Genomic DNA, 24,221 nt, shown 5'->3' on the forward strand with positions numbered 1-24,221 from the left:
AATAAGGATATGAAGAAGTATCGTATAGTATATTGGTTGGCGGCGGTGTGCTGTCTGCCTTTGTTTACTGCCTGTAACGGCTTTTTGCGTGAAGACCCTCGCGACGGAACAGACCATGCGGATGCGTACCGTACGCTGTCGGACGTATATCTCAATGCGGTGGCGTCTCTGTATAACTACGTGGGCGGTTATGCCGACAGTCAGGGATTGCAAGGTACGGGACGGGGTGTTTACGACCTGAATACGTTTACCACCGATGAGGCCATCATGCCCACCCGGGGCGGTGACTGGTACGACGGCGGCTTCTGGCAGGGATTGTATCTGCATAAGTGGGGAGTGAGCAATGATGCCGTTCAGGCTACGTGGGAGTATCTGTATAAAGTGTTGATGCTGAGCAATAAGTCGGTAGAACAAATCCAAAAGTTCAGGGAAACTCACGATGACCCCGAACTGCCGGCCTATTTGGCTGAGGTGCGTGCTATGCGTGCCATGTACTATTATTATCTGCTGGATTTATTCGGCAGAGTGCCGCTCGTACTCTCTTCTTCCGCATCTATGAGCGATATTGTGCAGAGTGAACGGAAAACGGTTTTCGATTTTGTTGTGAAAGAACTGCAGGAAGCGGCTCCGCTATTGGCGGAAAGCCGCAGTAACCGGCCGGGCGACTATTACGGACGCATCACCCGTCCGGTAGCTTATTTCTTGCTTGCCAAGCTGGCTCTTAACGCGGAAGTGTATACGGATAATGACTGGACGGACGGTGTGCGTCCCGACGGCGGAACTATAAGCTTTACCATAGACGGGCGGCAACAGAATGCGTGGCAGGCGACAGTGACTTATTGTGACCGGATTACCGCGATGGGGTATGCGCTGGAACCCTTGTACGAAACGAATTTCGCCGTATATAATGAATCCTCGGTAGAGAATATCTTCACTATTCCGATGAACAAGACTTTATATACCAATCAGATGCAGTATCTGTTTCGTTCGCGGCACTATAATCATGCCAAAGCCTACGGGCTGAGCGGCGAGAACGGGTCGAGCGCTACGAAAGACGCGTTACGTGTGTTCGGGTACGATACGGCCGAGGTAGACCCTCGTTTTGATAAGTGTTATTTTGCCGGTGTGATGTACGATTTGAAAGGGGAGTTAATCAGGCTGGACGATGGAACCGTATTGGAGTATCATCCTTGGGAAGTGGCGGTGGATATATCGGATACGCCTTATGAAAAAACGGCAGGCGCACGCATGAAGAAATATGCCATTGATACGGACGCAACCAAGGACGGTAAGTTAATGGAGAACGATATCGTTCTGTTCCGTTATGCGGATGTGCTGCTGATGAAGAGTGAAGCGAAAGTTCGCAACGGGGAAAACGGGGATGCGGAATTGGCGCAGGTACGCAGCCGAGTGGGAGCTGTTGCGCGTCCGGCAACATTGGAGAACCTGCTGGACGAAAGATTATTGGAGTTTGCATGGGAAGGATGGCGGCGGCAGGATCTTGTGCGTTTCGGACGATTTACCCGTGCGTACAGCGACCGTCCGCAACTGGCGGGCGAGGAGAGTGGATACACCACCGTGTTTCCTATTCCGGGCAATGTGCTGAAAATGAATGAGAGGTTGTGGCAGAATAAGGGGTATTTAATGAGTGATTAGTGGTTAGTGATTAGTGATTAGGGGTGAATGTTAATGAATTATGATTGGTGATGGATGACCGGTGATTAAATTGGGTAATAATCGGTGATTTGAGGGTAATGGTGCGGAAATAAAGAAAAAGTAGTATATTTGTTTTATGAGACTGGAAATATCAGATTGGAAAACTGTTCCCTATGCCGCGGCATGGGACAGACAGACGGAGTGTTTCGATACGCTTGTACAAGCCAAACAAGCAGGTGGGGAGTATGTAAATCATATTGTTCTTTGTGAGCATCCGCACGTATATACGTTGGGACGCAGTGGTAAGGAAGGAAATATGTTGCTGAGTGAAGAACAGTTACATAAAATAGGGGCGTCGCTGTATCATATAGACCGGGGTGGTGATATTACCTATCATGGGCCGGGACAACTTGTTTGTTATCCTATCTTGAATCTGGAAGAGTTCTCTTTGGGCTTGAAAGAATATGTGCATTTGCTGGAAGAAGCCGTAATTCGTGTTTGCGCTTCTTACGGGATAACTGCCGGACGCGTGGAGAAAGCTACCGGCGTATGGTTGGATGGAGATTCACCGCGTGCCCGTAAAATCTGCGCTATCGGTGTACGTAGCAGCCATTATGTTACGATGCATGGTCTGGCGCTCAATGTAAATACGGATTTACGCTATTTCAGCTATATCAATCCTTGCGGGTTTATAGATAAAGGGGTGACTTCGCTCCAAAAAGAATTGGGACGGGAAGTGCCGATGGATGAGGTGAAAGAACTGCTTTGCCGTGAGTTGAGAGGTATGCTTGGAGATAGACAATAGAGAATATATTCTCTTTTATATCATGAGGGTGTCAATCGGAGTTGCAGCATCCTTGTTTCTCTGATGTTAATATACAGGTGCACTGATGTTAACTTATAGCTTCTGATGATGTTAACTTATTGTGTATAGTGATGTTAACTTGCTATTTCCCATGATGTTAACTTCGGTGGGAGTTGTCTTGTTTTTACTTTGTGGATACAAAAAGGAATGGGGAAGAGTATGCCTGAAAGTGTTTTTTAGACGTTCGTTTAATAAACACTTTTCAAATGCAAATCGCATCCAGTAGAAATATATGGAAATAAGTAAAGATTAACAGAGGTTATTATAATGGTTTATTTGTTGACATACAGACTATTATATATTCTATTGACTATAAACTTCAAAGAATTTCTATCAAACATTTTGCCAATACAAAAAACTGCCATATCTTTGCGTTTATCAAACGAACGTCTAAAAAACATATTCGTTTTTAAATCATTCGTTTACAGCTTTTTGAAAGCTTATTGATCACATAACTGTTTCAACGTTCTCTTTCTGTGATAGTGGGGAGCTTTGGGATAATATGGATGCAGACTAAACTATTGACTATAATTGCATTACATGAATTGACCGGAAAGAGTTATCTTATCCCGGTGTCCCCAAAGAATACCCTTTTCACAAGGTTTTATTTCCCTCGAACTCTTACAATTCATACTTTGTAATGCCCGGCTTATCGGAAAAGATTAAATCTGAATCGCAGCACACCCCCGCTTGTCAACAGAACAAAGATTGCCAATTACATTGGTATGCTGTCCGTGTGACGTACAGTCGCGAATTGTCTTTAAAGGACTATCTCGACAAGGAAAATATAGAGAATTTCATTCCTATGCACTACGAATATATCATCAGGAATGAACGCCGTGTCCGCAAACTCGTTCCTGCCATACACAATTTGGTATTTGTCCGTTCCACCCGTGCGTGTATTGATGAAATCAAAAACAATCCGGCTCTGAATATCCCCGTCCGTTACATTATGAATCGCGAAACCCGCCAGCCGGTTATCATTCCGGATGCGCAGATGCGTAGTTTCATATTGGTTGCAGGTACGTACGACGAGGCTGTTGTCTATGTGGAACCGGAAGAACTGAAATTAGTGAAGGGTACCAAAGTACGTATTACAGGCGGAGTGTTTGAAGGAGCTGTCGGCGAATTTGTCCGTTTGCGTCATGACCGCCGTGTAGTGGTGAATATAGAGGGTGTCATGGCAGTTGCCACTACATTTATCCACTCTTCACTTATAGAACCGATAGATAGAAACTGAAATATTTGTAACTCAATAACTTCTATATTTTAGATAAAATGAACGATCACGTTTCATCCTTGTATGCCCTTGCCCATGAGCTTCTGAATCTGGGTATGGACGGCAGTCCTATTTACAGCGACCACTTCGCCCGTCTGAATCGCGAAGTTTATGAACAAGCGCTCAATCTGTACAACGCTCCGGAAGGTAACACACCGGAAGAAGAAGCCGAGCTTTGTCTTTCTATTCTTCTGGCCTTGAATGCAACTTTTTATGACAATGGCCGAAAGCAGCAATTCATCCAGCATCTTCTCGACCGTTGCTGGAATGTTCTTGACAAACTTCCGGCTTCGCTTCTGAAAGTTCGTCTTCTTACCTGTTGCTATGGGGAAGTATATGATGAGAAACTCGCCAGCGAGGCACACTCCATTATTGACACTTGGGATGCGTCTTCTTTAACTCCGGAACAGACGGAAATCATCGGTGAGTTAAAGAATATGGAAGAAAATCAATACCCTTTCGAGATTGTAGATTAATTCCGCCTGACAGTCTTTCCCCCCTCTCTCGGTCACTAAGCGTTTAAGTTTTCAGCTATCAATCGCTAATCACTAAACAACAATTATCATAGTGAACTTCTTTTTTATCATTCTGACCTTTCTGATATCGGCGTTTATCGCCCGTATCCTGATACCCCGTATCTTGTTGATATCCCTGCGCAAGAAACTTTTTGACATTCCGGATAATCGCAAGATACATAAAAGAGCTATACCCCGTCTGGGTGGCGTATCTTTCTTTCCAACCACCTTATTCTCTTTTTGTCTTGTCTATGCTCTCCGTTTGTTGGGTGGTGACAGTGTTTCAACAGTCTATGCAAGCTATCTGCTGCCGGAGTTATTGTTATTTGCCTGCGGTATGACCTTGCTTTATCTGACGGGTATCGCCGACGACCTTGTCGGTGTCCGTTATCGCCAGAAGTTTGTTATCCAAATCTTCTGTGCCTGCCTTTTCCCTTTATCGGGAATTTGGATAAACGATTTATACGGCTTGTTCGGTATACACGAGTTATCGGCTTATATCGGTATGCCCTTCACCGTTCTGATTATAGTATTCATTACCAATGCTATCAATCTGATAGACGGGATTGACGGTCTTGCTTCCGGTTTAAGCAGTGTGGCGTTATTGATTTTTACTTTCTTGTTTATAAATAAGGGACTGTGGAGTTATGCCATGCTTGCCGCAGGTACTTTCGGCGTGCTTGTACCGTTCTTTTATTACAACGTATTCGGTAGCGTGGAGCGTGCCCGCAAGATTTTCATGGGTGATACGGGAAGTCTTACTTTAGGCTATACGCTCAGTTTCCTTGCCATAAAGTACAGCCAGCACAATACGGATATAATGCCGTATACCGCAGGCGCTTTTATCATAGCTTTCAGCACCATGATAATTCCCGCATTCGATGTTGTCCGTGTTGTTTTAGTCCGTATTCGTGAGGGACACAGCCCTTTTGAACCGGATAAGAATCATATTCACCATAAATTGCTGGCGGTAGGATTGTCGCCGAGAAAGGCAATGCTGAGCTTGCTTTTCATGTCTTGTGCTTTTAGTGCAGCCAATATTTTACTGGTGCCTTATGTAAATAATACGATGATGCTGATAGCTGATATCGTGATTTGGATAGGGCTGAATCTGTGGTGGGATTATTTGAGAGATAAAAAGTAAGAAACTAAAAGGCCTATTACTTTTTTAAAAGGTATGGGTTTGTTCTGGTAGATATTTTCATGTCTAATTTGTAAAGTCCTTTAAATTGCTAATGTTTTTCCAATATCCAAATATACGGATTATTTTTTTGTTGTGATTCGATAGATTCGTTTGGGAAAACATAGACAAAATATAAGTTTTAAATTAGATTTCTCTTGTATCAAAAGAGAAAGATTGTTCGATATAATAATAGTATTTATGTTTGAAGAAGAGATCCTACAGCCTGTAATGGCAAATTTAGAAAGATTCTCAGAAAGGAATGCTTTCTGTATAGAAAATAAATTTTATACATATAATGACTTTTCGAATGCAATAAAAAAAATTCGTGGTCTGTTACAATTTCGTGAAATAAGAGGGAGGAATGTAGGTCTTGTTACTAATAATGATCTTGAAACCTATGCTTCTATTTTTGCTTTATGGCTTGAAGGGTATTCTTATGTACCTTTACATATAAATCAGCCTGTTGACAGATGTTATAATATTATAGAGCAAGTAGGTATAACTACAATTTTGGATTCATCTAAACATTCTCGTTACAAACAATCAATGCTTATTAATACTAATGAAAAAGAACATGTAAATTCAGATTTTACTATTAGGCGGCATATAACAGATAGTGATTTAGCTTATATTCTCTTTACATCTGGAAGCACGGGGATTCCTAAGGGGGTAACTATTTCGAGAGGTAATATTGCAGCCTTTATTAATTCTTTTTGGGCTACGGGTATTCAGATTAATGAAAATGATAGGTGTCTTCAATGTTTTGATTTGACTTTTGATGTATCTGTTCAGTGTTATTTATCGGCACTTATTAAGGGAGCTTGTGTATTTACCGTTCCCTATATGGAAGGTAAGTATTTATACGTGGCAGGCCTGATGGAAGAATATGGACTTTCCTTTGCTGTAATGGCGCCATCCATGCTTAGATATATGCAACCTTTCTTTGAGCAAATTGATATGACTAAGCTCAAATCGTGTATTCTTACAGCTGAAGCTTGTCCTAAGAAATTATTGGAATGTATATATACGTATAATTCTCAAATTCAACTTTTTGATTTTTATGGTCCAACCGAAGCCACAGTCTACTGCACATGCTATAAATTGTCCAATACTGGTTTAAATAAAGATTTGAATGGTATTATTTCAATTGGAAAAGCATTGAAGAATGTTTCAAGTATTATTCTTCGAGAAGATGGTACGGAATGTAAATGCAATGAAAAAGGGGAGTTGTGTGTTGCTGGATTGCAAATAACACCAGGTTATTGGAATAATATTGAGAAAAACAGCTCTTCTTTTTTTGAATATGAATTAGATGGTAGGCTTATGCGTTTTTATAAGACAGGAGATTTATGTTATATGGATGAATATGGGGACATCATGTATTCAGGTCGTATAGATAATCAAGTAAAAATCCAGGGCTATCGGATAGAATTAGGTGAGATTGAATTTCAGGCACGGGAGTTCCTTCCGAATAAAAATGTTGTTTGTTTAGCAAAAGAGATTAATGATATCGTAACATTATTTCTTGTTATTGAGGGTGAAGAGTTTGCAACACAGGAACTTGTCTCTTATTTGAACTCTAAACTGCCTTCTTATATGATTCCAACTCATATATTGTTTATTAAAGAGTTTCCGTTGAATAGCAGTGATAAAGTAGATCGAAAGAAAATGAAATTGATAATCAATTGATGTTATGATTGATAAATTAGCCAAAATAGAATGTTGTGGATGTAATGTTTGTGGTGATGCATGTCCTAAGGGAGCCATAACATTTTTTGAAGATAATGAAGGGTTTTTGTATCCTTCAATTGACGACGATTTATGTATCAAATGTAATATTTGTGAGAAAGTATGCCCTGTTATAAATATTGATGCTCTTAAGCAGAATGATTTTGCACATCCTCATTGCTTTGCTGCAATTCATAGAAACCTACAAGTTCGCTTTGACAGTACGTCCGGCGGAGCTTTTTCAGCCTTTGCCAAAAAAGCCTATTCTGAAAAAGCATATGTAGGTGGTGCAATATGGAATAAAGATTGGAGTGTTTCAGAATACATATCAAATAATAAGGATGATATCGAAAAACTTCGAAGTTCAAAGTACATTCAAAGTAATGCTATCGGATTTTATGCAAATGTCAAAAGAATATTGCAAGAGGGAGAAAAGGTATTATTGTGCGGTACACCATGCCAAATAGCAGCTTTAAAGTCGTATTTGAAAAAAGATTATGAGAATTTGATAACACTTGACTTTATATGTATGTATGTTAATTCTCCTAAGGTATGGCATAAATACATTGAGTTTTTAGAAGAAAAATATAATTCTAAAGTAATTTATATAAAAGATAAAAATAAAGAAATAGGTTGGCGTACTCTAACAAATAAAGTCGTTTTTGAAAATGGGAAAGTCATTTACGATTCCAGAGAAAAAAATCTGTTCCGCCGTTGTTATATGGACTTAGGGGTTGCTTCTCGTCCTTCATGTCATAATTGTAAATTTAAAGGCTTTCCCCGAATTGCGGATATTTCTATTGCAGACTTTTGGGGGGTTGAGAAATATTTAAACAAAGACTATGACAATGACTTAGGGACCTCTCTCATACTCATAAACTCTCAAAAGGGTGACACCTACTTTGATGAAAAAGTAAAGAAAAGCTTATGCTATCAAGAAATTCCTTTTGATACCATTCTAGATGGAAATCCGGCGTTGACTATTACTTATAAATCGCCAACAAATATTGATAGGATTCAATTCTATAAAGACCTTGATAGTGTAAACTTTGAGAAGCTTATTTTACGCCGATTGATTGAAAGTACACCTTCAAAAGTCCTTTTTAAAAGGAGATTGAAGAATGTATTAAAGTTTGCTTATTTCACAATGAAGGCGTCTAAATTTTCAATAAGTACTTGGTATAAAAATATTTATTATAATATTTTTTCTAAACACGTACAAAGTACAATTTTTTCAGGGTATTTTCTCATATTTCATAAGTACACTTATATAGATATGCATAGAGGGGCGAAAATAATAGTGAAGGGATGTGTTAAGTTGGGAAATAAAGTAACAGAAAAGGATAAGAGCCAATCGATTTTTTTAATTCGGAAAAATGGTTTGATTAAGTTTGAAGGGAACTATACGTTTGGAGCAGGTACGAATGTACAGGTTTTTGAGAATGCAGAATTTATAGTTGGAGGAGGAGGTGATACCAATATAGGAGTTGAAATAGTTTGCGGAAAAAAAATCCAATTTGAAGATAATGTTTTTCTTGGACGAAATGTAATTGTTCGTGATACAAATGGAGAACATTATTTATCCCGTCAAGGATATAAAACTTCCAGGGCGGTTATTTTAGGTAATCACGCTTGGTTATGTGACCGTTGTACAATTATGCCTGGAGTACATGTTTATCCTGGTGGTATCGTTGGAGCTGGTGCTTTTGTAACGGCAGATGTTCCAGCTTTTTCAATTGTAAGTGGTAACCCAGCCCAGGTAGTAGATGAAGAGGTTTATTGGAAATGTTAAATTAATTAATTATGAAAGAAGAAAAGTTACTCAAATTATTTAGAGAAATATTTACGGAAGTACCTACGAATGAAATTGTGCTGGATGCGGAATTTAAGGAATGGGAACAGTACAGTTCACTTACAATGATGATTTTGCTTGATAAAATATCTACAGAATTTGATGTGAAACTAAAGATTCTTCCTTTGGTAAAGGCAGAAACAATAGGTGATATATTGGAACTTATAGAAGGTTAATTTATGCAGGAATTATTATTAAGTAACGGTAATAAGTTGCCTGTTATAGGACTTGGTACCGATGATGTCTTTTATTTACGAAAACTTGTTTCTTGTAAGAATAAAAAGATAGATCGGTACATACAGGGTTGTAATTATTACTTTTTAAAACCATTTTTTAAGCGGCAATTAGCTTTTATTATAGCCAAAGCTATAAAAGCCGGATATCGTTTGATAGATACTTCTTCAGCCTATGATAATGAAGAATGCATAGGTAAGGCTATTAAATTATCTGGTATAAATAGAAGCGAATTATATATAACGACGCGGGCTACTAACCAACAACAATACTCCGGGACAGTCAGAACAGGTTTCTTTAAAGCTCTTAAAAAATTTGATTTAGATTATATAGATTTGTATATGTTTCATTGGCCGGTTCCAGGTCATTATTTGGATACATGGAGAGAAATGGAAAGATTATATGAAGAAGGGTATGTGAAGAATATTGGCTTGGCTAATTGTCATCAGCATCATATCGAAGAGATACTTAAAATATGCAAAGTACGTCCTGTTTTAAATCAAATAGAGGTTCATCCTTTGTTTACCCAAAAACCATTGATTGAGTTTTGTAAATCTGAAAAGATTCGAATTGAAGCTTATACACCTTTGGCGCGTAATGATGAGCGGTTACGTCATAATAGAATACTTCGTACCATTGCTGAAAAATACGAGAAAACAATGCTACAGATTATTCTTCGTTGGCATATTGAAAATGGAGTGATTCCTGTTCCCCGATCAACAAACATAAGAAGATTAAAACAAAACTTAGATATTTTTGATTTTTCATTGACATTAGAAGAGATATCACAAATTGACTCCATCAATATCAATTCTCGTTTGAGATACGATCCTGATAATTGCGATTTTACGATACTCTGATTTGTTTTGTATGCAAGCTAACTCCAATAAGACTATCGCTAAAAATACTTTGTTTCTTTATTTCCGTATGGCATTAGTCATTCTCGTAGGATTGTATTCCTCACGAGTTATATTGAATGCATTAGGAATAGAAGATTATGGTATATACAATGTTGCCGGTAGTGTAGTCGCAATGTTTGCTTTTTTAAATGGAGCTTTAGGAGGAGCCTCTTCTCGCTTTATAACTGTAGAGTTAGGTAAAAGTAACGAAAAGACCTTTATTAGACTGATACGATGTTTTACTACTACTAGAGCTATCCACGGTATTATGGCATTGATTATTATTGTGATTGCCGAAACTATTGGTCTTTGGTTACTTTATAATAAATGTGAGATACCAGCTAATCGTATGTATGCTGCTTTATGGGTATATCAGATATCGGTAATTACCGCAGTTCTTTCTATTATATTAGTGCCGTTTCAAGCACTAATCATAGCTCATGAACATATGGCTGTCTATGCTTATATCGGCATTTTTGATGCGTTTTTAAAGTTACTCATTTGTTATCTCATACAAATTTCTCCAATAGATAAGTTGGTGTTTTATGCATTTATGATACTTGTCGTACAGTTGGCGCTTTATCTGTTTAATCGTATTTACTGTAAATTGCATTTCAAAGAATGTATTGCTGGTTACTCTTTTGATAAAGAATATTTTAAACCTATATTGGGATTTACGGGATGGAATCTTTTGGGAAGTTTTTCCTCAATGGCAATAACTCATGCTGCAACTGTATTGATAAGTATCTTTTTTGGACCGGCATTGGTTACAGCACGTGCTATATCTGGGCAAGTCAAGAGCCAAGTAGTGAATTTTATCACTAATTTCCGTACAGCAGTTAATCCGCAAATACTGAAACGGTATGCTAGTGGTGAAATAGAGAGTAGTAAAAGTCTATTATTTTTGTCCACTAATGTGTCTTTTTATCTGATGCTTGTCATTACTTTACCACTTCTCTTTGAAACAGAATTAGTATTAAAATTATGGTTGAAAATAGTTCCGCCCTATACTGTTGAATTTCTTCGTATCACTTTATTAGAGGTGCTTTTTATCGTCTATGATCTTTCTTTTTATATGATTTTTCAAGCTAATGGAAGGTTGAAGGAAAATGCACTGATTTGTCCTGCTATGGATATTGCAGCTTTTGCTGTTGTCTTTGTCATTTATCGGATGGGTGGGTCGGTACTAGCCATTGCTTGGGCTTTGCTGATATTGACCATTGTTCAGGGAATGATTGTCAAACCGTGGCTTGCTGTATGTCTGCATGGATATACATGGAGAGAGTTTACCACTATCTTTGCCCGTAATGGTTTAGTGCTATTTTGTTCATTGATATTTCCCTTACTTGTTGTATATATGGGTGATAATACATTGTTTACAAGCTTTCTAATGATAATCGTATCTGTTGTTTCCGTGTTGTTTTCGGCCTATTTGTTTGGCTTTAATAAAGCTACCAGATATAGTTTTAATGTTATGATTGCTGCATTTATAAACAAAGTAATTCATAAATAATCATGCTTTTTAATTCTTTAGAATTCTTGATTTTTCTGCCTGTTGTTTTTATTCTCTATTGGTTTGTTTTCAAACCGTTACGGTGGCAAAATCTGTTTATAGTTATCAGCAGTTATATTTTTTATGGCTGGTGGAATTGGCATTTTCTCCTTTTGATAGCCTTTACATCTTTTTGTAGCTATTTATCAGGTGTTATAATACAATACGATAGACAAAATGGGGGGGGTATGCAAAGTGTTATGCAATATTGAATATAGTTATAAATTTATTTATCCTTTGTCTCTATAAGTATTATAACTTTTTTATTGAAAGTTTGGTTGAAGCATTTTCAAGTATAGGTGTAGAATTAAATATTAATTCTCTCAATATAGTACTTCCTGTCGGTATTAGCTTTTATACTTTTCAAGCACTCAGTTATACAATTGATGTATATCGTAAAAAAATAGAACCGACTAAAAATGTGATAGCCTTTTTCGCTTTCATTAGTTTTTTCCCACAATTGGTTGCTGGGCCTATTGAACGTGCTACCAACCTTTTGCCCCAATTTTTAAGAAAACGTGTGTTTATATATTCTGTAGCTGTTGATGGTACAAAACAGATCCTTTGGGGATTGTTCAAAAAAATGGTGATTGCTGATAATTGCGCAGATATAGTAGATAATATTTGGGGTAATTATGCTGCGCATAGTAGTCTGATGTTAATAGCTACTGCTATTTTATTTGCTTTTCAGATTTATGGGGATTTTTCTGGTTATTCAGATATAGCGATAGGTACTGCCAGATTATTTGGTATTAATTTGATGCGTAATTTTAATTTTCCTTATTTTTCACGTGATGTAGCAGAATTTTGGAAACGTTGGCATATTTCACTTAATACGTGGTTTGTTGATTATCTGTATATTCCTCTAGGCGGAAGTCGGGAAGGTAAGTATAAACAGTTTCGAAACACATTCATTATATTCTTTGCTAGTGGTTTGTGGCATGGTGCTAACTGGACTTTTATATTGTGGGGTATTTATCATGCACTGCTTTTTCTCCCATTGATGATTATTGGAAAGGCTAAAAAATATATTGAAACAGTAGCTGAAGGTAGGCGTTTGCTTAGCATAAAAGAATTTTTTATGATGCTGCTTACGTTTGCTTTAGTAGTATTTGGCTGGATTATTTTTAGAGCAAACAATATTACTGAGTTCGTTGATTATTTATATTGTATTGCTGATAATTTTTACGTTGTCGAAACTGAAAGTATTCCTAAAAAAATGCTATTATTTATTGTAATATTATTGTGTGTGGAGTGGTTGAACCGTACAAAGCAGTATGGTCTTCAATTTTCTCTTCCTAAGCGTTGGATGCGTTGGGGACTATATCTTCTTATTGCCTTTATAGTTCTTACTCAAGCTGGGCAACAAGTACAATTTATTTATTTCCAATTTTAAAGTTATTATGAAACAATATCTTAAAAGCTTTTTATTTATTAGCTTTTTATTTACAGTTCTTATATTTTCACTCTTTCTAGTAAGATATTATGTAGCAAGGCATATAAATTGGAGTTTGTCAAAGGAGAAGCATATTCTTTTTATGGGAGCTTCGCATGTATGTAGGGGAGTAGATGATTCACTTACCAAAGAAGCTATTAATTTAGGTAGTCCGAGTGAACGTTATCTCTATACTTATATAAAACTATTGCATTATGTAGGAAATAACCCTCAAGTAGATACTGTGTTTTTGCAATGTTCTTCAACGGATCTGTGGCAAAATACTGATTATAAATATCATGCTCACAATGAACAGAGTTTCTTTATATCTTCCTATTGGCCTTTTTTTAATAAAGAGCAATGGCAAATATTCAAATCAGAGTCCAAACAGATATTTAGTATTGTTATAGCAAGTTTGTCTAAGTTGGCATATTTTCAATCGGTTTCTTATATTAAGTTATTAGGTGGATATATAAATGAGAGGGAAGACAATGTTTCATTTGATGCCACTAAGCAAACTCCACAACTAGAGGTGGATATGATAAAGGATTATGGCTGGTATGGATATAGTGTGAACTATAAATATCTCAGAAAGATAATCGATTACTGTAAAGTGCATCATATTAAGCTTTATTTGATGTATTACCCCGTATTTAAACCGGAGTTTTACTATGATCAGACTTTTTGTGAAAATATGCGTAAGAAATATTTCAACGATGTAGAATATTTGGATTATAGTCATTGGGCGGCAACAGATGATGAGCGGTTGGATGCGCATCATTTAAATCATAAAGGTGCCGTGAGGTTTACGGAAGAATTGAAGAAAAAATTTGCATTTGAATAAACTAAAAATATATGAAGAATGTCTTGCTAATAGGTATTGGGGGTGTTTATAATTATGGTTGTGAAGCTATTGTACGGGGAACAGTAAATATATTGAAGTCAATAAATCCGGAAATAAGAATTAGTTATGCTTCTTATAATTATGAAGATGATTTACGAAGATTGACAGATTGTGATATACGTATTATACAGCGTAAAAGGATTGGCCGATGGAGTTTTCACAATATTGTGCGGAAACTGCTTTCATTAGTAAATATTGATTATATTTTACCTTATGATTCTACCGATTGGCTTGATGGTTATGATACAATATTCTCTATAGGCGGAGATATATATACTTTATATCCTGATGGAACTTATGATGCCTCCTTGCCACTGTTTCTAGAGAAATGCCAAGCAAGAGGGATTAAATATGTGTTATGGGGAGCTTCCGTAGGCAAATTTGAAAAAAACTCTAAAGCATTAGCTTTTTTCAAGAAACACTTGAGGAAAATAGATTTAATTGTAGCAAGGGAATGGGTTACAGTAGACTATCTCAATTCATTAGGAATTGTCCAAAATGTAGTATTTGCTCCTGATCCTGCTTATTTTGTAGAATGTCCTTTTTTAGATAAAGATAAAAAAAAGCAAGGTACAACGTTAGGTGTTAATCTTAGTCCATTATCAGCTTTATATCATTATGGAAATATAGAAATTGCTATCAATAAACAAGTAGAAGCTATTTGTGGATTGGCTGGAGAACTCAATTGTAGACTGATGTTTTTACCTCATGTTTTTTCAGATTCAATGAATGATAATGATTTATTTTATCTGGAACAGATAGCAAATAAAGTAAGGTCTAAGGGATACTCTGTAGATGTAGTAAATTCAGATCCTGGATTTATTGGATTGAAAAGATTCTTGAATAAATGTGATTTTGTAATAGCTGCTCGTATGCATTGTGCTGTTAATGCTATAACGATGAATATTCCTACGATTTTCTTGTCCTATAGTGAGAAAGCAAATGGAATGGCTGAGTATGTCTATAATACGAAAAATGCGGTTTTATCTCTTACAGAGTTTGAGGATTATAGCCAAGTAGCAAATGTAATGAAAAAATGGGATGAAAAATCTTGTATAAACTCTATAAAAAAGTTTCAATTTAACTGTTTGTTAAAAATATTTGACTAGTATAAATTATACGTATGAAAAAAATTATGCTTGTCTTCGGTACTCGTCCCGAAGCAATAAAAATGGCTCCTTTAGTAAAAGAATTTCAAACACACACAAAGGAGTTTAAGACATTGGTTTGTGTAACAGGTCAGCATCGTGAAATGTTAGATCAAGTTCTTCATATTTTTGATATTAAACCTGATTATGATTTGAATATAATGAAGCAAGGGCAAGATTTATATGATGTCACTTCTCGGGTGTTATTAGGAATGCGTGATGTATTGAAGAATGTGAAGCCTGATGTGGTATTGGTACATGGCGATACTACAACCTCTACTGCAGCTGCATTGGCGGCTTTTTACCAACAAGTACCTGTAGGTCATGTGGAAGCAGGATTGCGCACACATAATATCTATAGTCCTTGGCCGGAGGAAATGAATCGACAAATTACGGGACGCATTACTACTTATAATTTTGCGCCTACCGCATTAAGTAAACAAAATCTTTTGGCAGAAGGTATAAAAGAAGAAGCTATAACTGTTACTGGTAATACGGTAATTGATGCACTTTATATGGTTGTCGATAAAATAAAGAATGACAAGAAGTTAAATATAGAATTAGAAACCGTGTTGAAAACTGCAGGCTATGATATCAAACGTTTGCAGAATGGGAAAAAAATGGTCCTGATAACAGGACATCGCCGTGAAAACTTTGGAGATGGATTTATATCTATGTGTCAGGCTATCCAAACCCTTACAGAGAGGTATCCTAATGTTGATTTTGTTTATCCTATGCATTTAAATCCTAATGTTCGTAAACCTATTCATGAGGTTTGGGGAGAAGATTTATCTAATCTTTGTAATATGTTTTTTATAGAGCCGTTGGAGTATCTATCTTTTGTTTATTTGATGGAAAAGTCATCTATTATATTGACAGATAGTGGTGGTATTCAGGAAGAGGCTCCAGGCCTGGGCAAACCTGTGCTTGTGATGCGCGATACGACAGAACGTCCGGAGGCATTAGAGGCAGGAACGGTAAAACTTGTAGGAACGGATTACGATAAGATTGTGGCTGAAGTGTCTGCATTACTTGATGATCAAATGTATTATGAGAGGATGAGTAAAGCGGTAAATCCCTATGGAAATGGAAAAGCGTGTAAAAGAATAGTTGAGCTATTTGTAGAAAAGTATTAATATGAGAATTTTATTTGTTGCTCCAAGTTCCTACCCAGTATTTGGTGCAGAAGCTAATGTTAATGCTAAAATGCTGAATGCTTTAACCGAGGGAGGAGCTATTGTTGATTTAGTATGTCGTTCAGTACGTAGTAACCGCACTTGTTATCCAGAATCTACCACGGATTTTTTCTTTGGGAAAGTTAATTCTATAAATCTTGTAAAGGTAGATACCGCTTTTGACTTGAGCACAATATTACGACATCTAAAAACTTTTTTTAAAACAGGATATATTTATAAAGGTATTGATTGGGCTTTTGATGCAATATCCGTTTGCGAGAAATTAATTAAGCTGTATCAATACGATTATGTTTATACTTACGATTATCCTTCAGAAGTGGTAGGCGCGTATATAGCAAGAACATACAAGATAAAATGGGTTGCTACTTGGAATGATCCATATATGTGGGTAAAGTATCCTTATCCATATGGGAAAGGGGCGGATACGCGTGTCAATTTATTTAGAAAGAAGTTGATTTTAGATATAGGAAAATATACATTTTATAATGTCTTTCCATCAACAAGATTGCGTGATTATATGTTGCAATATATGGTTGGAATGAATAAGACTAGGTGTTTAATCAGCCCTCATATTATAATGGAAAAACTTATTCCACAAGAAGTTTCAATGAAATATGGTAAAGTGTTGAGAATAATTCATGCTGGTGCTTTAGGACGTGAACGTAATCCTGAAATATTGTTGAAAGGCATACGTTCTTTTTTGGATAAAGTTACAGATGCCCAGATAGAATTTACTTTCCTTGGGATATTGGAAAGGATGCATAATAGAACTTTCTATGAACAAATAGAAACTTTGCAATTAAATAAATGGATAAAATGTCTTCCACCTGTTTCATATATGGAAAGTTTGTCTGTGATAAAACAATATGACTTGTGTTTATTGTTAGAGGCTCCTTGCGAAGAAGGTATTTTCTTGCCGAGTAAAATTTCTGATTATATGCAGAATAAGAAAACTATATGGGCGATTAGCCCTATTGATGGTGTTCTTCATGATATGTATTCCGATGGAATTATCGATTATTTTTCGAATGTAAGGAGTACGGAAGATATATCTTCTACTTTATACAATATTTATACTGATTATCGATTGACTAATCTGCGTCATCCTGATAAAGTATGTGAATACTTTTTGAGCCAAAATGTATATTCGCGACATTTAAACAATATAATGAATGATTAATGATGTTGCATAATATTTGTGCCTTCAGAACTTCTATTATTACTTTTACTTTATTTCTTATTTTCCTTTTAAACCCGTTTGCTGATGCTTTGACTGGCTATATTGTTGGAAAAGGAATAATGAGTGAGAATGCAGCATTTTCTCCTTCTCAAATATTTCGATTGTTTCTGACTGTAATATTATTTGTGCAATTGAAGCATAAACAAAAATTCTATTTTTTTTTAATCACGGTTGTTTATCTATTAATAATAGAATTTACATCTTTCTTATTACATCAGTATCCTTTGGGATTATTGACAGGTATTATTTCCTCTTATAAACTCTCTTTTTGTCTGTTATTCTATTTAGTAATTAATAGATATGTTCAGAGTAGAAATGTTGAGGTATTGGATATAATTCACTATTTTATTTTATCTGCAACGATATATGCTGGTATAATATTATTATCCAATATTTTAGGAATTAATTTCGATGTGTATGGAGATGGTTTGGGATCAAAAGGTGTTTTTACTTCTGGTAATGGTTTAGGCATATTTATAGGAGTAGCAGGCCTTTTTTCTTTATATACTTATTTTTCTACAAAACAGAAAAAAGAAATTATACGTTTATTTCTTTTTCTTTATGTATTAGTAAATTTATTATCTAAAGCAGCGATAATACTAACTTTGGCCATAATCCTTATCTCTTTCTTTTATGCAAAAAAAGTATATAAAATAATTACCATTATTGGTGTTATAGCTCTTTTATTATACTATAATTCATATATTATAGAATTGATTACAACGGCTACTTCTGTTGTTACTTATAGGTATGAGCATGCGGATTCTTTAAGGCATTTTTTATTGTCTGGCCGAGTGGAATATTTAGATTATGCTTTTGAACAATATTCTTTGGATGGACTTCTGCTTTTGAGATTATTTTTCGGTATGGGATATTTTGTATCATTTAGAAATCCTTTTGCTAATAGTTTTTGGGATGAATCTTCATCCTTTTTGGAGTGTGAATCTTTTGATATATTTTTTATGTATGGTTTATGGGGACTATTCCTTTATATATCGCTTTTTGTTTATGGTTTGAAAAAGGCAATGCAGATAAAAGGGAAGTATGCATTAATTTTTAAAATAGCATGGATTGTTATTTATTTTCATTCAGCATTTGCAGGTCACGTCCTTTTTAATGGCATGTCTATAATAGCTTTTGTTACAATATTAATTGTGTTAAATAATTATCATAAATATAATGAAAATTCTATTTCAGTCTCGTAAAACTCTATTTACTGTGCCGGGAGGAGATACAACTCAAATCCTTAAAACAAAGGAATATTTAGAAAAAGCTGGTTGTATTGTTGATATAACTTTAGAATTAGAACCTGACTTATCAGATTATGATATCGTGCATGTATTTAATTTGATGAGACCTCAAGAGTTATATTTGCAGGTGAGAAATGCGAAAAAGCAGCATAAAAAAATAGCTTTATCTACAATTTATGGTCCGTATGTGGAATATGAGAAAAAAGCGAGAGGTGGTGTTTTACAAATTTTGAATCAATTTTTATCTATAACTCAAATAGAATACTTGAAGGTTATAGCTCGGATAATATTGAATGCAGAATTTAATAAAGGAACATTGTTTTATTTGTTAAATGGCCATAAACGGTTACAGAAGAAAATAGTACAAGCTATAGATGTATTTTTGCCTAATTCAGATTCTGAAATGAAACGAGTTTGTGATGATTTTAACTTGCAGAATTATTACTATGTAGCGGTTCCGAATGCTGTTGATATAAATAAATTCGATTATAATAATGTTATTGTTGATGATAACATTAAGTGCTATAAAGATTGTGTATTGTGTGTGTCTAGGATAGAAGGACGTAAAAATCAGTTGAACATAATAAAAGCAGTAAAAGATTTACCTTATAAATTCGTTTTTATAGGGCAAGCTGGCGCTAATTTTAAAAAGTATTATGAAAGGTGTAAGAAAGAGGCTTCTTCGAACATTTTCTTCTTAGGGCAAGTTGAGCACACGAAGTTGCCTCAATTCTATAAGTTAGCAAAAGTACATATTTTAGCTTCGTGGATGGAAACCCCGGGACTTTCGTCTTTAGAAGCTGCTGTTATGAAAACTAATATAGTCGTAACTAAAAAAGGGGATACAGAAGATTATTTTAAAAAATATGCTTATTATTGTGAACCTGATGATTTGGATTCTATAAGACGTGCTGTTGTAGCAGCTTTTGAAGGTTCTTTCAACGAGGAGTTATCTGATAGAATTTTGAAATATTATAAATGGGAGGATACGGCAAAAGCTACATTAGAAGGATATAATAGAATTATCGGGAAAGAATAATGAAAGAGGTTTCAATTATAGGCACAGTAGGAGTACCCGCCAACTATGGTGGTTTTGAGTCTTTGGTAGAGAATATCATAGGATATAATTCTTTAGACGATATACACTATACGGTTTATTGTAGTGCCAAAAGCTACCCTCACCGACAATCAGTTTATAAAAACGCAGATTTGAAATACGTTCCGTTAGATGCCAATGGAAGTCAAAGTATCCTATACGATATCATCTCTTTGATAAAGGCTACAAAGAAAAGCGATGTGGTTTTGATACTGGGTGTCTCCGGGTGTTGCTTTCTTCCAATATACCGTTTGTTTTCTAAAAAGCGTTTGATAATCAATATCGATGGTTTGGAGCATCGTCGTGAAAAATGGGGAAAATATGCCAAAGCTTTCTTGAAGTTTTCGGAAAAGATGGCGGTGAAGCATGCAGATGTGGTGGTAGCTGATAATAAGGGTATTCAGGATTATGTGAAAAAGGAATATAGAACAGAAACGGAACTGATAGCCTATGGCGGAGACCATGTGTTGTGTGATATTACGGATGTAGAGGAAGAAATATTAGAAAAATACGGACTGAAAAATATTAGTTACTCTTTTTCTTTATGTCGGATAGAGCCGGAAAACAATGTGCATGTTATATTGGAAGCTTTTAAAGCTTCTGGTAAAAAATTGTTTTTCGTTGGAAATTGGAATAGAAGTCCGTATGGAAAATCGTTGTTAGAAAAATATGCCAAGTACGGGAATATCCATTTATTGTCTCCTATATATGATGTAAAGACTTTAAATGTATTGAGGGGCCATTGCTCTTTTTATATACATGGACATAGTGCAGGAGGTACGAATCCTTCGTTGGTAGAAGCTATGTTTTTTGGTAAGCCGATATTGGCTTTTGATGTGATATATAATAGGGAGACAACAGAGCAAAAAGCTGATTATTTCTCTTCTGCAGAGATGCTGGAAACTCTTTTGCAGAAACCATACCCGACTTTTAAGATAAATGCTGAAAATATGGTGGAAATCGCGTATAAACGTTATCGTTGGAAAGTAATTGCACAGCAATATGAAGCATTATATTCGCATTCGGGTGACTGAAAATATAGGAGAAATGATGTTATTATTTATAGATATATAATAAGATAAAGTGAAAAAAACGTTTCAGTTCATGTAGCAGAATGATATGTTGTTACGGAGACGGCTGCACAGCATAGCGGATAAACTTTAAATCGTATCATTACAGTAAAAAATGAAAGGATAAATTTATGACTATGGATTACAAAGCACTTGACACGCAAAAAATCAGAGATTATATAGACGCCTCGGATGGGATGGTGGCTGTGGATGATATTATCCGCAATTCCGGCGCCGACAAGTTGCGGGTATATCCCGCACTGTTTGAGCTGGAACACGACGGATATATCGAGGTAGCGGAGCGGGAAGAGCTTGGAGCGCCCATCGCCATTTGCAGAAAAAGAGGCTTGATAAACGACAGGTAACAGCGGTTATTTTGTTTTAGGCGCAGCCGGAATTGCTTTGTTTAGCGGTTCCGGCTGTTTTTGTTTTATTTTCTTCTCTGATAATTCCCTGCCAACCAAAAAATCTTATTAACTTTGCGGGTCACTTTTGGAAACAATAAAAAAATAATGATATGAATATCTCTTATAATTGGTTGAAAGAGTATGTCGATTTCGATTTGACACCGGATGAAGTCGCCGCTGCGCTGACTTCCATTGGATTGGAAACAGGAAGCGTAGAAGAGGTGCAAACCATTAAAGGCGGACAGGAAGGTCTGGTCATCGGAGAAGTGCTGACATGCGAAGCTCATCCTAATTCAGACCACATGCACATCACTACCGTAAATCTGGGACAGGGCGAACCTGTGCAGATTGTATGCGGTGCGCCTAACGTGGCTGCCGGACAGAAAGTGGTAGTAGCTACTTTGGGTGCGAAACTTTACGATGGTGATGAATGCTTTACAATCAAGAAATCAAAGCTCCGCGGCGTAGAGTCCAACGGTATGATTTGCGCGGAAGATGAAATAGGTATCGGTACAGACCATGCGGGTATCATCGTATTGCCGGAAACGGCTGTGCCGGGCACGCTTGCCAAGGATTATTATAACATCAAGAGCGATTACGTGCTGGAAGTGGATATTACTCCCAACCGCGCTGATGCGTGCTCACACTACGGCGTGGCTCGCGATTTGTACGCTTATCTGGTACAGAATGGCCTGCCAGCTTCTTTGAAGAAGCCGTCTGTGGACGCTTTTGCCGTTGAGAACCACGACTTGGACATCAAGGTTACGGTGGAAAACGGCGAGGCTTGTCCGCGTTATGCCGGAGTAACCGTAAAAGGCGTAACCGTAAAGGAGAGCCCGGAATGGTTGCAAAACAAGCTCCGTATCATTGGCCTACGTCCTATTAACAATGTGGTGGACATTACGAACTACATCGTTCATGCGTTCGGTCAGCCGCTTCATTGCTTCGATGCCGACAAGATTAAAGGCGGTGAGGTGATTGTAAAGACTATGCCCGAAGGCACTCTTTTTGTCACTTTGGACGGTGTGGAACGCAAATTGAGCGAACGCGACTTGATGATTTGCAACAGGGAAGAGGCCATGTGTATTGCCGGAGTATTCGGCGGATTGGATTCCGGTTCTACGGAAACTACGAAAGATGTATTCCTCGAAAGCGCTTATTTTCATCCTACTTGGGTGCGCAAGACCGCCCGTCGTCATGGCTTGAATACGGATGCTTCTTTCCGCTTTGAAAGAGGTATCGACCCGAATGCCACCCTTTACTGCCTGAAACTGGCGGCATTGATGGTGAAGGAACTTGCCGGCGGTACCATATCTTCCGATATAAAGGATGTATGCGCCGCTCCCGCCCAAGATTTCAGAGTGGAACTTTCTTATGAGAAGGTACATTCGCTGATTGGCAAGGTTATTCCGGTAGAAACCATAAAGAGTATCGTGACAAGTCTGGAAATGAAGATTGTTGGTGAAACGGCCGAGGGACTGACGCTGGACGTTCCGCCTTACCGTGTGGATGTACAGCGCGACTGCGATGTAATAGAAGATATTCTCCGTATTTACGGATATAATAATGTGGAGATTCCTACGGCTTTGAAGTCCAGCCTGACAACGAAAGGCGAATGGGACAAGTCCAACAGATTACAGAATCTGATTGCCGAGCAATTGGTAGGCTGTGGTTTCAATGAGATTTTGAATAACTCGCTGACACGCGCCGCATATTATGACGGATTGGAATCTTATCCTGTTAAGAACCTCGTAATGCTGATGAACCCGCTTAGCGCGGACTTGAACGCCATGCGCCAGTCTTTGCTCTTTGGCGGACTGGAGAGCATCTCTCACAATGCCAACCGCAAGAACGCCGATTTGAGATTCTTTGAATTCGGTAATTGCTATTACTTCAACGAAGAGAAGCGCAATCCTGAAAAGGCGCTTGCTCCTTACTCGGAAGATTATCATCTGGGCTTGTGGGTTACCGGCAAGAGAGTTTCCAATTCATGGGCGCACCAAGACGAGGATAGCTCCGTATACGAACTGAAGGCGTATGTTGAAAATATATTCGCCCGTCTCGGATTGCAGATGCACGATTTGGTAGTCGGCAATCTTACGGACGACATTTATGCTGCGGCCTTGTCCGTACAGACAAGAGGCGGTAAGCGTCTGGCTACCTTCGGTGTGGTGACAAGAAAGCTCCTGAAAGCGTTTGACATCGACAACGAGGTGTACTATGCCGACCTGAATTGGAAAGAGCTGATGAAAGCCGTCAAAAACGTGAAAGTAAACTATACCGAGATTTCCAAATTCCCGGCTGTGAAACGCGATCTCGCCCTGCTGCTCGACAAGAAGGTGCAGTTTGCGGAAATCGAGAAGATTGCCTATGAAACAGAGAAGAAATTGTTGAAGGAAGTGTCTCTCTTTGATGTCTATGAAGGCAAGAATCTGGAAGCCGGAAAGAAATCCTACGCCGTAAGTTTCTTGTTGCAGGACGAAAACCAGACGTTGAACGATAAAATGATTGATAAAATCATGTCCAAGCTGGTGAGAAATCTGGAAGACAAGCTGGGGGCGAAACTTCGTTAAAAAAGGGAATTAAGATGTGTAAAACTTTTTTAGGCACGGATTTTACGGAAAACATACATGAAAATCCGTGTGATTCCGTGAAATCCGTGCCTAAAATAAATAAGTCTGTTTTTACACATTCTCATATAACTCATAACTT

At 37.2% G+C, this 24,221-nt stretch carries 19 protein-coding genes and 1 pseudogene; all 20 read left to right on the forward strand.

Features of this window, described 5'->3' with window-relative positions; translation table 11 throughout:
* The first annotated feature begins 9 nt into the window (after window positions 1–9).
* On the forward strand, window positions 10–1,656 hold the full coding sequence (locus BUB52_RS07605; protein ID WP_009121173.1) for a RagB/SusD family nutrient uptake outer membrane protein: 1,647 nt from the start codon (window positions 10–12) through the stop codon (window positions 1,654–1,656).
* Between the two features lie 136 nt (window positions 1,657–1,792).
* Window positions 1,793–2,461 (forward strand): lipoyl(octanoyl) transferase LipB, encoded by a 669-nt coding sequence (lipB, locus tag BUB52_RS07610; RefSeq protein WP_009121172.1) that lies wholly within the window; start codon window positions 1,793–1,795, stop codon window positions 2,459–2,461.
* A gap of 700 nt (window positions 2,462–3,161) precedes the next feature.
* Window positions 3,162–3,761, forward strand: a complete 600-nt coding sequence (locus tag BUB52_RS07615; RefSeq protein ID WP_009121169.1) for a UpxY family transcription antiterminator — start codon at window positions 3,162–3,164, stop codon at window positions 3,759–3,761.
* A gap of 38 nt (window positions 3,762–3,799) precedes the next feature.
* Entirely contained in the window at window positions 3,800–4,276 is a 477-nt protein-coding gene (locus tag BUB52_RS07620) for a UpxZ family transcription anti-terminator antagonist (RefSeq protein WP_009121168.1), read from the forward strand.
* 91 nt (window positions 4,277–4,367) lie between these two features.
* The gene (locus BUB52_RS07625) at window positions 4,368–5,459 is read left to right on the forward strand and encodes an MraY family glycosyltransferase (protein WP_039950382.1); all 1,092 of its coding nucleotides are present in this window, start codon (window positions 4,368–4,370) and stop codon (window positions 5,457–5,459) included.
* Between the two features lie 237 nt (window positions 5,460–5,696).
* On the forward strand, window positions 5,697–7,187 hold the full coding sequence (locus BUB52_RS07630; protein WP_009121165.1) for an AMP-binding protein: 1,491 nt from the start codon (window positions 5,697–5,699) through the stop codon (window positions 7,185–7,187).
* Window positions 7,188–7,191: 4 nt separating this feature from the next.
* Complete coding sequence (locus BUB52_RS07635) at window positions 7,192–9,018, forward strand: Coenzyme F420 hydrogenase/dehydrogenase, beta subunit C-terminal domain (protein ID WP_009121164.1); 1,827 nt, start codon at window positions 7,192–7,194, stop codon at window positions 9,016–9,018.
* An 11-nt stretch (window positions 9,019–9,029) separates the two neighbouring features.
* Window positions 9,030–9,254, forward strand: coding sequence for a phosphopantetheine-binding protein (locus BUB52_RS07640; RefSeq protein WP_009121163.1), 225 nt, complete (start codon window positions 9,030–9,032; stop codon window positions 9,252–9,254).
* A 3-nt stretch (window positions 9,255–9,257) separates the two neighbouring features.
* Complete coding sequence (locus BUB52_RS07645; RefSeq protein ID WP_009121162.1) at window positions 9,258–10,172, forward strand: aldo/keto reductase; 915 nt, start codon at window positions 9,258–9,260, stop codon at window positions 10,170–10,172.
* A gap of 67 nt (window positions 10,173–10,239) precedes the next feature.
* Window positions 10,240–11,724 carry an MATE family efflux transporter gene (locus BUB52_RS07650; RefSeq protein ID WP_083554542.1) on the forward strand — a complete coding sequence of 495 codons (1,485 nt, stop codon included), beginning with the start codon at window positions 10,240–10,242 and terminating at the stop codon, window positions 11,722–11,724.
* A gap of 2 nt (window positions 11,725–11,726) precedes the next feature.
* A pseudogene (locus BUB52_RS07655) lies at window positions 11,727–13,159 on the forward strand (MBOAT family O-acyltransferase).
* A 7-nt stretch (window positions 13,160–13,166) separates the two neighbouring features.
* Window positions 13,167–14,042, forward strand: a complete 876-nt coding sequence (locus BUB52_RS07660) for a hypothetical protein (RefSeq protein ID WP_009121158.1) — start codon at window positions 13,167–13,169, stop codon at window positions 14,040–14,042.
* 11 nt (window positions 14,043–14,053) lie between these two features.
* Complete coding sequence (locus tag BUB52_RS07665) at window positions 14,054–15,211, forward strand: polysaccharide pyruvyl transferase family protein (RefSeq protein WP_009121157.1); 1,158 nt, start codon at window positions 14,054–14,056, stop codon at window positions 15,209–15,211.
* Window positions 15,212–15,225: 14 nt separating this feature from the next.
* On the forward strand, window positions 15,226–16,386 hold the full coding sequence (gene wecB / locus BUB52_RS07670) for a non-hydrolyzing UDP-N-acetylglucosamine 2-epimerase (RefSeq protein WP_009121156.1): 1,161 nt from the start codon (window positions 15,226–15,228) through the stop codon (window positions 16,384–16,386).
* Window position 16,387: 1 nt separating this feature from the next.
* Window positions 16,388–17,626 carry a glycosyltransferase family protein gene (locus BUB52_RS07675; RefSeq protein ID WP_009121155.1) on the forward strand — a complete coding sequence of 413 codons (1,239 nt, stop codon included), beginning with the start codon at window positions 16,388–16,390 and terminating at the stop codon, window positions 17,624–17,626.
* Window positions 17,626–18,891 (forward strand): O-antigen ligase family protein, encoded by a 1,266-nt coding sequence (locus BUB52_RS07680; protein ID WP_009121154.1) that lies wholly within the window; start codon window positions 17,626–17,628, stop codon window positions 18,889–18,891. The genes BUB52_RS07675 and BUB52_RS07680 overlap by 1 nt, the downstream gene beginning before the upstream one ends.
* Window positions 18,866–19,975, forward strand: a complete 1,110-nt coding sequence (locus BUB52_RS07685) for a glycosyltransferase family 4 protein (protein WP_009121153.1) — start codon at window positions 18,866–18,868, stop codon at window positions 19,973–19,975. Before BUB52_RS07680 ends, BUB52_RS07685 begins: the two co-directional genes overlap by 26 nt.
* Window positions 19,975–21,066: a DUF1972 domain-containing protein gene (locus BUB52_RS07690; protein WP_009121152.1), complete on the forward strand. Its 1,092-nt coding sequence runs from the start codon at window positions 19,975–19,977 to the stop codon at window positions 21,064–21,066. The genes BUB52_RS07685 and BUB52_RS07690 overlap by 1 nt, the downstream gene beginning before the upstream one ends.
* A gap of 167 nt (window positions 21,067–21,233) precedes the next feature.
* Window positions 21,234–21,467, forward strand: coding sequence for a hypothetical protein (locus BUB52_RS07695; protein WP_009121151.1), 234 nt, complete (start codon window positions 21,234–21,236; stop codon window positions 21,465–21,467).
* A gap of 152 nt (window positions 21,468–21,619) precedes the next feature.
* On the forward strand, window positions 21,620–24,082 hold the full coding sequence (gene pheT, locus BUB52_RS07700; protein ID WP_009121150.1) for a phenylalanine--tRNA ligase subunit beta: 2,463 nt from the start codon (window positions 21,620–21,622) through the stop codon (window positions 24,080–24,082).
* The last annotated feature ends 139 nt before the right edge of the window (window positions 24,083–24,221 follow it).

The organism is Bacteroides clarus YIT 12056 (assembly GCF_900129655.1).
In the GTDB taxonomy this organism is placed as follows: Bacteria; Bacteroidota; Bacteroidia; order Bacteroidales; family Bacteroidaceae; genus Bacteroides; species Bacteroides clarus.

Coding starts and splice junctions, on each gene's coding strand:
- BUB52_RS07605 (WP_009121173.1), top strand. CDS start 10: ATGAAGAAGTATCGTATAGTATATTGGTTGGCGGCGGTGTGCTGTCTG.
- lipB (WP_009121172.1), top strand. CDS start 1,793: ATGAGACTGGAAATATCAGATTGGAAAACTGTTCCCTATGCCGCGGCA.
- BUB52_RS07615 (WP_009121169.1), top strand. CDS start 3,162: ATGCCCGGCTTATCGGAAAAGATTAAATCTGAATCGCAGCACACCCCC.
- BUB52_RS07620 (WP_009121168.1), top strand. CDS start 3,800: ATGAACGATCACGTTTCATCCTTGTATGCCCTTGCCCATGAGCTTCTG.
- BUB52_RS07630 (WP_009121165.1), top strand. CDS start 5,697: ATGTTTGAAGAAGAGATCCTACAGCCTGTAATGGCAAATTTAGAAAGA.
- BUB52_RS07635 (WP_009121164.1), top strand. CDS start 7,192: ATGATTGATAAATTAGCCAAAATAGAATGTTGTGGATGTAATGTTTGT.
- BUB52_RS07640 (WP_009121163.1), top strand. CDS start 9,030: ATGAAAGAAGAAAAGTTACTCAAATTATTTAGAGAAATATTTACGGAA.
- BUB52_RS07645 (WP_009121162.1), top strand. CDS start 9,258: ATGCAGGAATTATTATTAAGTAACGGTAATAAGTTGCCTGTTATAGGA.
- BUB52_RS07650 (WP_083554542.1), top strand. CDS start 10,240: ATGGCATTAGTCATTCTCGTAGGATTGTATTCCTCACGAGTTATATTG.
- BUB52_RS07660 (WP_009121158.1), top strand. CDS start 13,167: ATGAAACAATATCTTAAAAGCTTTTTATTTATTAGCTTTTTATTTACA.
- BUB52_RS07665 (WP_009121157.1), top strand. CDS start 14,054: ATGAAGAATGTCTTGCTAATAGGTATTGGGGGTGTTTATAATTATGGT.
- wecB (WP_009121156.1), top strand. CDS start 15,226: ATGAAAAAAATTATGCTTGTCTTCGGTACTCGTCCCGAAGCAATAAAA.
- BUB52_RS07675 (WP_009121155.1), top strand. CDS start 16,388: ATGAGAATTTTATTTGTTGCTCCAAGTTCCTACCCAGTATTTGGTGCA.
- BUB52_RS07680 (WP_009121154.1), top strand. CDS start 17,626: ATGATGTTGCATAATATTTGTGCCTTCAGAACTTCTATTATTACTTTT.
- BUB52_RS07685 (WP_009121153.1), top strand. CDS start 18,866: ATGAAAATTCTATTTCAGTCTCGTAAAACTCTATTTACTGTGCCGGGA.
- BUB52_RS07690 (WP_009121152.1), top strand. CDS start 19,975: ATGAAAGAGGTTTCAATTATAGGCACAGTAGGAGTACCCGCCAACTAT.
- BUB52_RS07695 (WP_009121151.1), top strand. CDS start 21,234: ATGACTATGGATTACAAAGCACTTGACACGCAAAAAATCAGAGATTAT.
- pheT (WP_009121150.1), top strand. CDS start 21,620: ATGAATATCTCTTATAATTGGTTGAAAGAGTATGTCGATTTCGATTTG.